This is a genomic window from Palleniella intestinalis, assembly GCF_013166595.1.
Classification (GTDB): Bacteria; Bacteroidota; Bacteroidia; order Bacteroidales; family Bacteroidaceae; genus Prevotella; species Prevotella intestinalis.
The window spans coordinates 247,619-261,090 of sequence record NZ_JABKKG010000002.1 but is presented as its reverse complement, the minus strand read 5'-3'; the positions used below and the strand labels follow the sequence as shown (position 1 = coordinate 261,090).

The following is a 13,472-nucleotide window of genomic DNA, read 5'->3' as shown; positions in this document are numbered from 1 at the left end:
ATGGCAGAATACTTAAGTTTCTGCCGCTGTTTTTTTGTGTTTCAAAAATGCAGTTGATTAATTGAAGAAACTGCGGAACTTCTCGAATACGTTGCGTTTTGTGGTGCTGTCAGCCTTGAAATTATCACTGTCCTGCATCTTTTCAAGAGCTTTCTTCTCGTCCTTTGACAATGTTTTAGGAACGTAGACAGAGATGTTCAGCACCATATCGCCCGTGCCATAGCCATATCCCTGCACTGCAGGCAGGCCTTTTCCGCGAAGGCGGAGTGTCTTCCCGGGTTGTGTGCCAGGTTCGATGGTGACTGCCAATTTCTTGTTGTCAATGGTTGGCACTTCCACTTTTCCACCGAGAGCGGCGGTAGGGAAGTCAAGCAGCAGGTTGTAGCGTATGTCATTGCCGTCACGTACGAAGGTGTCGTTCTGCTCTTCTGTGATGAACACCTGAATATCACCGTTTACACCATTGTGTGCGCCTGCATTTCCTTTGCCCGGAACAGTAACAACCATACCGTCCTGCACGCCTGCCGGAATCTGTACTTCTATGATTTCCTCATCCTTGACAAGACCGGTGCCATGGCATTGTGTACACTTGTTCTTGATGACCTTTCCTTCTCCTTGGCATTCAGGACAAGGGCTTTGTGTCTGCATCATGCCGAAGAGGCTCTGTTGTGAGCGGAGAACATATCCGCTGCCGTGGCAGGTGTTACATGTTTCCGGCATGGAGTTGCCTTCTGCACCTGAGCCGTTGCAGCGCGGGCATGTGCAGTCCTTGCGCACTTTGAATTTTTTTGTCACGCCGGATGCCACCTCCTGCAAGTTGAGTCTTACTTTCAGACGAAGGTCAGAGCCACGGTGAACCTGCTGGCGACGGCCTCCTCCGCCTCCACCGAAGAAGCTTTCGAAGCCTCCACCGCCTCCTCCGAAATTGAATCCGGAGCCAAAGACAGAGTTAAGGATGTCGTTGATGTCGAAGCCGTCAAAGCCACCGCTACCACCGAATCCGCCTCCCATGTTAGGGCCGTTGAATCCGAACTGGTCATATTGCTGGCGCTTCTGTTCATCGGAAAGGATAGAGTAAGCCTCGGCAGCTTCCTTGAATTTATCTTCTGCGTCTTTTTTCTCAGTCTCGCTTTTCCCTGCCTGACGGTCAGGGTGATATTTTATGGCGAGTTTCTTGTAAGCTTTCTTTATTTCATCAGCACTTGCCTGTTTTCCAACGCCAAGCACTTCATAATAATCTCTTTTTGCCATAGTGGTGTGTTCTGTGAGTTACGTTTGTTTTCTACCTGTTCTGTGGTGGGGTCACGTCCGTTTTTTTGTTCATTGTCTGCCAAACTGTCGTGTAGGAGAATAGTGTGTCTTTTTGTCAGATTATCTGATTTTGTTGTTTTGAACCCACCATAATGTCAAAATCAAATATTACTGTCCGACTGCAACTTTGGCGTGACGGATGACTTTTTCGTTGAGGGTGTAGCCTGTCTGCACACAGTCAATGACCTTGCCCTTTTTGTCATCACCCATGCCCGGTACAAGAGCGACAGCCTCATGAAGGTCTGTGTTGAAATCAGCGTCCTGAGTTTCCATCTTCTCGACACCTATTTTTTTCAGCGTGTCGAGGAATTTCTTGAAGATAAGTTCCATACCCTCTTTGACAGCTGCAACATCTTCAGCCTTCTCCGCCTGCTGTACAGCACGCTCGAAATCGTCCAATACGGGGAGAATGGCTTTGACAGTCTTTTCTCCTCCGTTAAGAATCAAGTCTGCCTTCTCTTTAAGTGTACGTTTGCGGAAATTGTCGAACTCGGCCTGTTTGTAGAGAAGTTGAGTCTTCAATCCCTCAATCTGCTCTTCGAGAGTTGGCTCGGCAGGAGTTTCTTCCTGTGTCTCTTCCTTTGCTTCACAGCACTCTTCTTTTGTTTCTTCAGCAGTGCTTTCTTCATTCACAGGAGCTTCAACCTCAGGCTGAAGCTCCTCGTTTATATTCTGTTCTTTTTCTTCCATAATGTTTGTTGTGTATTTGGTCCGCTTTGTAGACCTACAAATAGTGTGCCAATTCATGACAGTTTTGCGTAGGCTGTTGAATATATTGCTCTTGTTTTTGTCCATTGTAGTTCAGACCAAACATTGTTCTTGCGCACCTAAATATATAATAAGGTGTCGTTATACTATTCGTACATTTTGGCTTTCTGCTCTTTTATGCCGGCATCATAGATGTAGTCATCGTAGGTCATCAGCTTATCAATAGTACCCTTCGGTGTCAGTTCGATGATGCGGTCAGCAACAGTGTTGATGAACTCGTGGTCATGTGACGCAAAAAGCACATTGCCTTTGAAGGTTACAAGGTTGTTGTTGAAAGCCTGGATAGACTCAAGGTCAAGGTGGTTTGTCGGAGTATCGAGGATGAGACAGTTGGCATTCTTCATCTGCATGCGTGCTATCATACAACGCATCTTCTCACCTCCGGAAAGCACATTGACATGCTTCTCGACCTCTTCCTGCTTGAACAGCATGCGTCCGAGGAAGGCCTTCATGGCAACCTCATTGCCCGGTCCGAACTGAGAAAGCCAGTCAACGAGGTTCAGTTCTGTCTGGAAGAACTCTGTATTGTCGAGTGGCAGATAAGCTGTTGTGATGGTCACGCCCCACTTGTATGTGCCCGCCTGTGCTTCACGGTTACCATTGATAATCTCGAAAAGCGCGGTCATCGCCTTTGGATTGTGAGAAAGGAATACTGTCTTCTGACCTTTCTCGATGTTGAAGCTGACATTATCGAAAAGCACTGTTCCGTCCTCTTCAACAGCTTTCAGGCCTTCAACCTCAAGAATCTGATTGCCCGGCTCACGCTCCATAGTGAAGATAATGCCCGGATACTTACGTGTGGAAGGCTGAATCTCATCAACATTGAGCTTTTCAAGCATCTTCTTGCGTGATGTAGTCTGCTTGGATTTTGCCACATTGGCAGAGAATCGGCGGATGAACTCTTCCAATTCCTTCTTCTTCTCCTCAGCCTTAGCCTTCTGGTTCTGAGCCTGGCGGAGAGCCAGCTGTGATGACTCGTACCAGAAAGAGTAGTTACCTGAGAACACAGTCACCTTGCCAAAGTCAATGTCCACGGTCTGTGTGGACACAGCGTCAAGGAAGTGACGGTCGTGGCTGACAACAAGGACAGTCTGCTCGACATTTGAAAGATACTCCTCAAGCCACTGTACTGTGTCAAGGTCAAGGTCATTGGTAGGCTCGTCAAGGAGTAGATTGTCAGGATTTCCGAACAAAGCCTTTGCCAGCATGACACGCACCTTCTCTGTGTTGGAGAGTTCTGACATCATCTTCTGATGCAGGGGCTCTGCAATGCCAAGGTTCTGCAGAAGCTGAGCTGCGTCACTTTCCGCTGTCCAGCCACCGAGTTCTGCATATTTCTCTTCAAGTTCCGCAACCTTTACGCCGTCTTCGTCTGTGAAATCGGTCTTCATGTAGAGAGCCTCTTTCTCCTGCATGTTCTGCCAAAGTGGCTGATGTCCCATGAGGACTGTGTTCATAACGGTGAAAGAGTCATATTTGAAGTGGTCCTGTTCCAGTATGGACATACGTTCTCCAGGTCCCATTTCGACAGTACCCTTGTTAGGCTCAAGTTCACCTGAGATAGCACGGAGCAGGGTGGATTTTCCTGCACCGTTGGCACCGATGATACCATAAATGTTACCATTGGTGAATTTTATGTTGACGTCCTTATAAAGAACTCGTTTGCCGAATTGTATAGCAAGATTTGTGACAGTTATCATTAAAAAATATCTTTTGTTACTTGTTTTTTTGTTTGTAGCCCGGACCATGTTGTATGGTTCCGGGCTTTTTGTAATATCTTATATTAGTATGCGTTCTCGAATTCCTTAAGGAACGGAGTGTAGTTCTCAGAGAACATGCGCAAGTCGCTTACCTGATACTTTAGGTTGGTAATACGTTCCACACCCATGCCGAATGCGTAGCCTGAGTACTGTGTGGAGTCTATGCCACAAAGCTCAAGCACATTAGGGTCAACCATGCCACATCCGAGAATCTCCACCCAGCCTGTGTGCTTGCAGAATCCGCATCCCTTGCCGCCACAGATATGGCAGGAGATGTCCATCTCTGCCGAAGGCTCGGTGAATGGGAAATATGAAGGGCGCAGACGGATGCTTGTCTCCGGTCCGAACATCTCGCGGGCGAATGTCAGCATCACCTGTTTCAGGTCTGTGAAAGATACATTCTTGTCAATGTACAGACCCTCTACCTGGTGGAAGAAGCAGTGTGCACGTGCTGTGATTGCCTCGTTTCTGAACACACGTCCAGGGCAGATGACACGGATTGGAGGCTGTGAGGCATCCATTACACGAGCTTGCACAGAGGAAGTGTGTGAGCGGAGCAGTATGTTCTTGGTAACATCGTTCAGCTTTGACTGCTCAACGAAGAATGTGTCCTGCATGTCACGCGCCGGATGGTCTGCTGCAAAGTTCATCTTTGTGAACACGTGCAGGTCATCCTCTACCTCAGGACCGTCAGCAAGAGTGAAGCCCATGCGCTGGAAAATATCTATGATTTCGTTCTTGACAATGGTCAGTGGATGGCGTGAGCCAAGCTCTATCGGGTATGCTGTGCGTGTCAGGTCGATTGCCTCGTCACCGTTTTCCTGTATTGCAGTCTGTTCTTTCAGTTCGTTGATGCGCGCTATGCACATTTGCTTCAATTCATTAATCTTCATGCCGACTTCTTTCTTCTGGTCGGCAGGGACATTGCGGAAATCCTGCATCAGGAGTGTGATGTCACCTTTCTTGCTCAAATGTTTCACGTACAGCTCGTCAGTCTCAGATGCGTTCTTGGCAGTCATGTTTGCCACCTCAACTTTCAGTGCTTCTATTTTCTCGAGTATCATAATTATGATGTTGTTTTTTTAATTTGGGTACAAAATTAATAATTTTTCTTGTAAAAATGGGAGTGTTGTGAATAAAGTTATCTAAAAATTTGATTTTCTCATAAGACTTGTGTAAATTTGCACCCAATTTGGTTGATATATAAGTAAATTCTGAAAAGATGAGAAGAAGCGTTTATGTTCTCGTATTGTTGTCTGCAGTGACAATGATTTGGACTATTACGGGGTGTAACCACAAGACAACAGAGGCTCATGACAGTATCGTGGATACTTCGTATGTGGACACTGTAAGTGCCGATACCATGGAAAGCCTTATCGAAGAGACAGTAATGCCAAAGGCGGCTGATGAGTTGTTCGATGACTTTATATTCAATTTTGCTGCCAACAAGAAGTTGCAGCAGGAGAGGATTTCATTCCCTTTGCGCCACGAGGTCTATGGTACTGTCTCTTCCGTTGACAGGCGTCAGTGGAGGATGGACCATTTCTTTATGCGCCAAGGTTTCTACACCATGGTTGTCGGCAATATCAAGGAACTCCGCAAAGCACAGGACACGAAGGTGGCACATGTGGTGCTGGAGAAAGTCTTTCTCACGGAAAGATACGTGAAGCAGTATGTCTTTGACCGTGTGGATGGACTATGGCGGCTTCAGAAACTGAAGACAGAGGATATGGCTGACAACAATAACGGTGATTTCTATTTGTTTTATGACAAGTTTGTCAATGACTCAACTTTCCGCCATAATGCACTTGCTGAGAGTGTGGAGTTCTCAGGTCCGGACCCTGATGATGACTTTTCGCGCATGGATGGCTCCATTATGCCGGAGCAATGGTCTATGTTTGCGCCGGAACTTCCGCGTGAGATGATCTACAACCTCATTTATGGTAACCTTCCAAAACGCGGAGATCAGCGCATACTTGTTGTTCGTGGCATAGCAAACGGATTTGAGACAGAGCTGACTTTCAAAAAAACAAAAGACAGCTACATGCTTGTCAAACTTACCACATAAGCCTGCCCACATAAGGATAGGTCCTTGGAAAAGGACATGTTGGGCGTTGCACTTTCAATCAGACATTACAGATGACAGATATAAAAGATTATAATCTTCTAAATAACAATACTTTCGGTATCAGTGAGGATTGCCGCCGCTTTGTGCAGTTTGACACTGTTGGCGAGTTGCGTTCCTTAATTATTTCTCTGATCCCGGCGGACTCTCCGCTCCTTGTCATGGGAGGAGGCAGCAACCTTCTGCTCACAAAGCGTTTTGAAGGGACAGTGTTGCGCTCAAACATCAAAGGCATTGAGGTCATGGAATGTGAGGACAGCGACTCAGTGCTCTTACGCTGCGGCTCCGGCGAATGCTTCGATGATGTGGTGGCATATAGTGTTGAGCATGGCTATTATGGTGCAGAGAACTTGTCCATCATTCCCGGTGATGTCGGTGCATCTGCTGTTCAGAACATCGGAGCTTATGGATGTGAGGCAAAGGACATCATCCATAAGGTGGAAGCTCTTGATGTTTGTACCGGCGAAACTGCAGTTTTCTCCAATGAGGAATGCCGTTATGGTTATCGCCACAGTCGCTTCAAAGGGGAGTGGAAAGGGAAATATGTCATCACACACGTTACATACAAGCTGTCAAAAAACTTTGTTCCTCACTTGGAATATGGCAATATCATCGCTGAACTTGACAAGCGTGGGATAACAAATCCTGACGCAAAGGATGTGCGAAAGGTTATTATAGACATAAGGAACGCAAAACTTCCTGACCCGAAAGTGGAGGGAAATGCAGGCTCTTTCTTCATGAATCCCGTTGTCTCTAAGGAAAAGTTCCTCAGTCTTTTGTCGGATTATCCCTCAATGCCTCATTATCACATTGATGAAAACCATGAAAAGATTCCTGCCGGATGGCTCATAGAACAGTGTGGGTGGAAAGGTCGCGGACTCTCATGTGACGGAACTCCTGCCGACGGTGCAGGATGCAAGGCTGCCGTTCATTCAAAGCAAGCCCTTGTGCTTGTCAACAAAGGCGGTGCCACAGGTGCTGACATTGTGGCTCTGAGTGATGCCATAAGGCGCAGTGTGGCGGAAAAATTTGGCATAGACATTTATCCGGAGGTTAATTTCCTATGATATTGACATTTCTTGGGACAGGCACATCGTGCGGTGTTCCTGTGATAGGCTGTCGTTGCAAAGTCTGCATGAGCGGCAATCCTAAGGACAAGCGGCTGCGTACATCGGCATTGGTGGAGACGGAGGATGCGCGTATCTTGATAGACTGCGGTCCGGATTTCTATCATCAGGCGTTGAAGTTGCCTTTTCAGAGGATAGATGCCATACTCCTGACTCATAGGCATTATGACCACGTTGGAGGGCTTGACGATATTCGGCCATTCTTTTATGAGTTTGGAGACATCCATGTTTATGCCAATGATGATACGGCGAAGGCGATAACGCAGACCATGCCTTACTGCTTCGGTGAGCATCTTTATCCCGGCGTTCCGCGCCTTGACCTCCGTGTCATAGAGCCTCATCAGGAACTGAAAGTGGGCAAGACGACAATCGTCCCTATAGAGGTGATGCATAAAAAGCTGCCTATTCTCGGATACAGGATAGGGGAGAAATTGGCGTACATCACTGACATGAAGACCATTGCCGACACGGAGTACAAGTATTTGGAAGGCGTTGAGACACTTGTGGTCAATGCTTTGCGCTTCACCGACGACCATCCCGCCCACATGCTTGTTGACGAAGCAATCTCTTTTGCACGCAAGATTGGTGCGCAAAAGGTATATTTCACCCACACCACCCATGACATAGGGCTGCATGATGAGGCAAATGCACGCTTGCCGGAAGGGTTCGTGTTTGCGTATGATGGGCTTGAAATATCCATTGATTGAGAAAGAATAATATGATGATGACTCTGCAAACCGACCGCATTTTTTTGCGTCCATGGCAGACGGATGATGCGGAAGCACTGTACAAATATGCTTCCGACAGCAGGGTTAGTGAGCTTGCATTATGGCCCACCCATACTTCTGTTGCTATGAGCCGTGAGGTCATAGAGCGATTTTTCATGCCAAACCCTCACAATTTCGCCATAGTTCTCAAGGAGAGCGGTGAGCCAGTCGGCTGTATCGGTCTTGTGCCGTCAGGGGAGGAACACCACTCTGTTATGGATTCGGAGCGCGAAGTGGGCTATTGGATAGGGCATCAGTATTGGGGAAAAGGGCTGACAAGTGAGGCTCTCATGGCATTGGTACGGTTTTGCCGTGAGACTTTATGTCTCCGTTCCCTTCTGATTACCACCGATTTGTGTAACGTTGCGTCACAGCGTGTGGCAGAAAAGTGCGGGTTCATGTTTGTGGAACAATATGTCTATGACGGTATTGCCGGTAAGGCATATCGATTGGAACTGTAGAGATAAACGGTGCATGCATTTCATTGCTTCATGAAATGTATGCACCGTTGCATTTTGTAAGTAAAAATACGGTGTTTGTGAAAATATGTAAGGTTTATGCGCTGTTTTACTTAATTAAAAACTTGACGTATGTTAAATACGTGTTGACATAGCGAAAGGTAACACTTTGTAATGTGAAAGGTAACGATTCGGCAAGTAAAAGGTAACACTTTGCATGGCGAAACGTTACCTTTCATTGTCATGTGTCACATCAATATGCTAATCATATATTACTTGCAGGTTGCGGTAGATTTGCTTTTTTAGTTTTTGGCAGTTGGATTATTGGGTTTTTCAAGATGAAGAATAGGGTACGCCATGCCCTCGCCGTCGGTGGCGTCACGCCCTGTTACGGTGAATCCGTGAGATGTATAGAACTTCAAGGCACGTGGGTTCTGCTCGTTGACATCAACCTTTCGCAAACCTTTCTCTTCGACTGCAAAACGCAGTAACTGTGAGCCATAGCCTTTTCCCATGCTGTCGGGATGGACAAACAACATTTCAATCATTTTATCACTTAGTCCTATAAAGGCTGTCCATTCACTACGGGCGTTTTTTATGGCATACAACTCAACGCATGGCATATAGTCATGCGATAGTTTCTCGTGGTAGAAGTCAATGTCTTCCGCTGTTAAAAAGTCATGTGTTGCCTTTACAGACGCAAGCCATACAGCTGTCAATGCCTCGTAGTCGAAGCATCTTTCTATGATATGTTCTTTCATCTTGTCTTAGTCATATAGTTGAAACGCGCAAACAGCATAAGCCCGGCACTTGTAAGTCCGAAAGGGAAAGCCATCCAAACGCCCAGGACACCCCAATTCATGACAAAGCCGCAGAAATATCCCATAGGAAGACTTATAATGAAATAGGCTATGAACGCTATGAGCATCATGAGTTTTACATCAGATATGCCACGCAGGGCGTTGGCGAAAGCTATCTGCAGTCCGTCGCCAAACTGGTAGACAAGGAATGGGAAAATCAGTGATGTCACTGTTGTAGCAACCTCCGGACTTTCAGTGAACCACCCGCCGAGATAGTCGCGCAAAAGGAATACAATGGATGACAGGACCACGCCAAGGGCAACCATCAAATGGAATCCTGCAAAGGCAGAGCGGCGTACGTTGAGCGTATCGCCTTGTCCATTGAAATTGCTGACACGCACAGCCACTGCTGCTCCCATGCCGTAGTACATCATGAATGTGAACTGCGAAATGGCAAGCATAACCTGGTGGGAAGCCAAAGCAATAGTGCCAAGCCAGCCTATCATGATGGCGCTGAGGCTGAATGATGCCGTTTCCATGCCCATCTGGAAAGCTACAGGCCAGCCAAGACCGTTCAAGCGCCCGAAGACTGTACGTGACAGACCAAGGCGGAAGAAGCCGACCTTGTACCGCCTGAAACGTATGCTGCGGAGGAAAATGATGATAAACACCACAACCATGGCAATTCGGGAAAACAGTGTGCTTATGCCGGCACCGAGAAGTCCGAGTTCGGGAAAGCCGAACTTGCCATAGATTAGGATGTAATTGCCGATAATGTTCAACACATTGCCGCTCAGGAGTATCCACATCGCTGTCTTTGTGTCCGTTATGCCGTCGGTGAACTGTTTGAAACCATTGAACAGCATCACGAACACCAATGATGCAAGCAGCACAAGATAGTATGGTTTGATAAGCGGAAGCAGTTCTTCCGGCTGCCCAAGGTTCTCAATGTTCCAATATAGGATTCCCATGCACACTGTCAGTAGCAAAGCCACGAGTGTGTTTGCCACAAGACTGTTGCGCAGTGCCTGTCCGGCAAACGTGTACTGCTTTGTACCATACATCGCACCCACTATAGGTGTCAGACCGTAAGAAAATCCGGTACTGAAGATTATGGCAAGTGTGAACACATTGTTTACGAATGACGCTGCACCAAGTTCAGCCGTGCTGTGGTGTCCAATCATCAGTGTGTCGGCAAAGCCAAGTACAATAATTCCAATCTGTCCTATGACTATCGGCAGCCCGAGGCGTACCAAAGCCGCATAATGTTCTTTGTAAATGTCAAAACGTTTCTTCATATCTCTGTATAAAAACAAGACTGCAAAGTTACAGTTTTTCCCGATTCCGTGCAAATTTTCATCAGTATTTGTTCTTTTGCCTTATGCGGAGTCATTCTGATTTATGAAGATGTTGTTGTTAGGCAGAGGTTCACTTGCTACGGCTTCTCAGTTTCACGTTCTCCCTCAGGTGTTCAGCATAGAAGAACAGTTCTTGCAGATGAAGGTTGCCTTCCGGGAACATGTCCTTTAGTGAAGGCAGTGTGTAGCGAGGTGTATCAAGCCCATCCACAACCAAGACTTTCAGTTCTTTGTTGACACAGACAGTCACAGGGACATCCTTTGACCGTGCCACTACAGCCGTGCCGTATGGAAAGCGAGTGTCATCCTTCTTTGGTGATGCTCCTGCGGCAAGCAGTGTGGCAGGTCGGCTTTCCGTAGTCCATGATACAGGGTTTATGCAGGCGATGTTCATGCCACACAACTCTTTGTTGACAGCCTCAATCTTTGCAACACTGTTGAAGCAAACCGTCACGCCACGTGATGCGGCATCAGTAGCCATACGGATGTGCTGCAACCGATGATTGCCGGGCATGTAAAGGCCGGGGTGAGGCATAGTGTCAGCTGCCGTTATACCGTAGCCTACTACGTATGCGGCAATCATTTTGCTGTATGTGTCATCGTCCATAGCCTTCAGCAGCTCCGTGACCATGCGCGCTCCTTGGCTGAATCCTGCCAGCACAAAGGGGCGGCCGGCATTGTTGTGTGCCATATAATGTTTGAATGCGTTTATCACATCAGCCCTTGCTGTGTCGGCAGCCGCCCTGTATGCCGTTTCGTTTGGTGTGCCGAAGGTTGCCTGTCTGTAATATGGCAGGTAGAGGCGAGCCTCTGTGGCAAAAATCGTGTCGGCAAGTTCGGCTGAAAGCTGCCATGCCTTACGATGTGCAGGGTTCATAGGGTCAGCATTGTAATGCTTGATTCCTTGTCCGTCCTCCCATGCGAATACGCATGTAGGCAGGACATAAAACACGTCGTAGTCTGTCGTTGCCTTTGACTTGTTTGCAGACCGGTACCACATAAGGCTGTCGCTCCATTCTATCTGCGCACTGAGTGTGGAAGGGATGAGTAGCGCAAAGAGCGTGAGTGTTAGGAATTGTTTTGCAAGTTTCTGCATTGTGGCATTATTTTCTTTTTTTTGGAAATGGTAGTTTCTCCCAAAGTGTGGCTATGACTTCCAATGCTTTTGTGTGGTTGGATGTGTCAAGGATGTATGCTTCCTTTGCGCCGGGGTAGGGTGTGCCAGTCTCTGCATCGCTCATCATTTCCGCTATGCATGGGAGTTTCTTTACGAAAGCAATGTTGTCACAAGCTGTGATGACACATTTCTCATTGACATAAATGACATAGTCACCCATCATCTTGCGGCTTCTGACCTCGCCGAGTGGAGAAAGGATGTCGCATAATTCTTGTATGTAATCTGTTGTGCAAGCCATGTTTTTGTGTGTTGATGTGGATATAAGCCTCCGTTTTTATCTTAACTTAATGAGAATCCCTCCATGGGTTTCCCTTGCCGAAAAGGATTCCTTTCTTTACTTGGCGGCGGTAGTAGAGATAGAATCTTATGCATGCGGCACAGATAATTATTGCAGAACAAAGCATCAACCATTCTCCACTGCCATTGGCAATTCCGATAGCACGACCAATGACAGGATAGGCCGATGTGATTGATAACACCAGCCAAATGTTACGTGTAACCCTATTGCTTAACATACTTTCTTTATTTGAACAGTTCACAGAAGCCCTGCTTGTTGAATTGATAATACATCTCAATACGCTCAGGTGTGTCATTCTCAAGCAAAAGAAGCAGTTCCTTTGCAAACTCAAGTGTGGCAGAACCGTTGGCTGTAACAATATTTTTGTCGGAAACAGCCTGAGCGTTGATGTACCCGGCAGCGTTAGTATAGTTATCGCCACCCCACAATTTCAGCTGCTCAAGCCCGTTTCCAGTGTGCTTCAGGTCGTTGAGGAAGCCATGCTTTGCCATGAATGATGCGGCATTGCATATAGCTCCGACCACTTTGCCGTCGGCAATAGCCTTCGCTACTATCGGTACTACTCTGTCTGCAACAGGAGTTGCCCACCCGAAGCCACCGATAAGAACCAATGCGGCATAGTCCTCCGGCATGGTCTCAAACGAGTAGTCAGGCAATGTGCGGAAACCGCCAATGGACTTTACAGGTTCCATTGTTGGGGCGACCACCTTATTTATATATTTCGGATTCTCTTTCAGTGCAAACTCATCCGATGCGATTGCCTGAGAAAGAAACACTACCTCGTGCGCCGCATAGTCAGGCAGGAGGATGTAAAGGATTTCGTTATTCATAAAAATATTCGTTGTTTATAATAAAAGTTGATTCTATTGACACTCTTCTTCAAGGTAGCTGTAAATATATCCGGCGCTCTGGTAATATAAGCCTGTCTGCGGATTGCTCAACAAACGGTATGTTCGGGAATTATACACTCGGTCAAAGGCATCAAGCAGGCTCATGTTCTTATCCTCCATAAGGAAGCCGACCAATGCCTCAACACGACTGTCAATCATAAAGTTCAATTCTGCCTTCGTCATATTCTTTCAAGTTTTTCAAGTGCTTTTGCTGTGCCAAAGAAATACTGGCGGTTCAGTTTTCTGTAGGTCAATTCCTTTAATAACGTGCCCAAGTCAATCATCCGCGCAAGATAACGGTCAATCTGCATCACTACGCAGGTCTATAGTGTCGAAACACATGTTTGTGCCATGATATAACTTAATCATATCGTCCCTCCGTTATTTCTGCAAACTTTTCTCAAATCCATAACAGCATCCTCTGCTGAGAGAAGATGCTCTGCTTCGTAGCATTTGTCAAGGAATTCCAGTCCTTTGTACGCACTCAGATAGTGGTATGCCATCAGCCGTGTCATACGAAACCTTTCTGCAAATTTGCCAATGCAGAAGTTTATATATCCAATCTTATTGTTCATAAACATTTTGTAATTACGTGACCATCGTATCTTTGAGCCTGATTTGTTTCTTGTAGGG

General features: G+C 46.7%; 16 protein-coding genes. 4 read left to right on the top strand and 12 right to left on the bottom strand.

The window, feature by feature from the left end:
* Positions 1-57 precede the first annotated feature (57 nt).
* The 4 genes from dnaJ to pheS form a co-directional block, all read right to left on the bottom strand.
* Positions 58-1,251, bottom strand: coding sequence for a molecular chaperone DnaJ (gene dnaJ / locus HPS57_RS03590; RefSeq protein ID WP_172180220.1), 1,194 nt, complete (start codon positions 1,249-1,251; stop codon positions 58-60).
* Between the two features lie 168 nt (positions 1,252-1,419).
* Positions 1,420-2,001, bottom strand: coding sequence for a nucleotide exchange factor GrpE (locus HPS57_RS03585; RefSeq protein WP_172180217.1), 582 nt, complete (start codon positions 1,999-2,001; stop codon positions 1,420-1,422).
* 164 nt (positions 2,002-2,165) lie between these two features.
* Entirely contained in the window at positions 2,166-3,779 is a 1,614-nt protein-coding gene (locus HPS57_RS03580) for an ABC-F family ATP-binding cassette domain-containing protein (protein WP_172180214.1), read from the bottom strand.
* A gap of 83 nt (positions 3,780-3,862) precedes the next feature.
* Positions 3,863-4,903 carry a phenylalanine--tRNA ligase subunit alpha gene (gene pheS, locus HPS57_RS03575; protein ID WP_172180212.1) on the bottom strand — a complete coding sequence of 347 codons (1,041 nt, stop codon included), beginning with the start codon at positions 4,901-4,903 and terminating at the stop codon, positions 3,863-3,865.
* Between the two features lie 158 nt (positions 4,904-5,061).
* On the opposite strand from pheS, the gene HPS57_RS03570 reads away from it, so the two are divergent.
* The 4 genes from HPS57_RS03570 to HPS57_RS03555 all read left to right on the top strand — a co-directional run bounded on the left by HPS57_RS03570 (position 5,062) and on the right by HPS57_RS03555 (position 8,319).
* On the top strand, positions 5,062-5,907 hold the full coding sequence (locus tag HPS57_RS03570; protein WP_172180211.1) for a DUF4348 domain-containing protein: 846 nt from the start codon (positions 5,062-5,064) through the stop codon (positions 5,905-5,907).
* 71 nt (positions 5,908-5,978) lie between these two features.
* Positions 5,979-7,031, top strand: a complete 1,053-nt coding sequence (gene murB, locus HPS57_RS03565) for a UDP-N-acetylmuramate dehydrogenase (protein ID WP_172180209.1) — start codon at positions 5,979-5,981, stop codon at positions 7,029-7,031.
* Positions 7,028-7,798 (top strand): MBL fold metallo-hydrolase, encoded by a 771-nt coding sequence (locus tag HPS57_RS03560; RefSeq protein ID WP_172180206.1) that lies wholly within the window; start codon positions 7,028-7,030, stop codon positions 7,796-7,798. Before murB ends, HPS57_RS03560 begins: the two co-directional genes overlap by 4 nt.
* Entirely contained in the window at positions 7,795-8,319 is a 525-nt protein-coding gene (locus HPS57_RS03555) for a GNAT family N-acetyltransferase (RefSeq protein ID WP_172180203.1), read from the top strand. The genes HPS57_RS03560 and HPS57_RS03555 overlap by 4 nt, the downstream gene beginning before the upstream one ends.
* A 299-nt stretch (positions 8,320-8,618) precedes the next feature.
* On the opposite strand, the gene HPS57_RS03550 is transcribed toward HPS57_RS03555, so the two are convergent.
* The 8 genes from HPS57_RS03550 to HPS57_RS03515 form a co-directional block, all read right to left on the bottom strand.
* On the bottom strand, positions 8,619-9,077 hold the full coding sequence (locus tag HPS57_RS03550) for a GNAT family N-acetyltransferase (protein ID WP_172180201.1): 459 nt from the start codon (positions 9,075-9,077) through the stop codon (positions 8,619-8,621).
* Positions 9,074-10,414 (bottom strand): MATE family efflux transporter, encoded by a 1,341-nt coding sequence (locus HPS57_RS03545; RefSeq protein WP_172180199.1) that lies wholly within the window; start codon positions 10,412-10,414, stop codon positions 9,074-9,076. The genes HPS57_RS03550 and HPS57_RS03545 overlap by 4 nt, the downstream gene beginning before the upstream one ends.
* Before the next feature lie 130 nt (positions 10,415-10,544).
* Complete coding sequence (locus tag HPS57_RS03540) at positions 10,545-11,570, bottom strand: DUF3089 domain-containing protein (RefSeq protein ID WP_172180196.1); 1,026 nt, start codon at positions 11,568-11,570, stop codon at positions 10,545-10,547.
* Between the two features lie 7 nt (positions 11,571-11,577).
* Positions 11,578-11,889 carry a transcriptional regulator gene (locus HPS57_RS03535; RefSeq protein ID WP_172180194.1) on the bottom strand — a complete coding sequence of 104 codons (312 nt, stop codon included), beginning with the start codon at positions 11,887-11,889 and terminating at the stop codon, positions 11,578-11,580.
* Between the two features lie 46 nt (positions 11,890-11,935).
* Positions 11,936-12,166 (bottom strand): hypothetical protein, encoded by a 231-nt coding sequence (locus HPS57_RS03530; protein WP_172180192.1) that lies wholly within the window; start codon positions 12,164-12,166, stop codon positions 11,936-11,938.
* Between the two features lie 7 nt (positions 12,167-12,173).
* Positions 12,174-12,779 (bottom strand): DJ-1/PfpI family protein, encoded by a 606-nt coding sequence (locus HPS57_RS03525; RefSeq protein ID WP_172180190.1) that lies wholly within the window; start codon positions 12,777-12,779, stop codon positions 12,174-12,176.
* Positions 12,780-12,812: 33 nt separating this feature from the next.
* Positions 12,813-13,022, bottom strand: a complete 210-nt coding sequence (locus HPS57_RS03520; RefSeq protein ID WP_172180188.1) for a hypothetical protein — start codon at positions 13,020-13,022, stop codon at positions 12,813-12,815.
* Between the two features lie 182 nt (positions 13,023-13,204).
* Positions 13,205-13,414: a DUF3791 domain-containing protein gene (locus HPS57_RS03515; protein ID WP_172180185.1), complete on the bottom strand. Its 210-nt coding sequence runs from the start codon at positions 13,412-13,414 to the stop codon at positions 13,205-13,207.
* Positions 13,415-13,472: the final 58 nt, after the last annotated feature.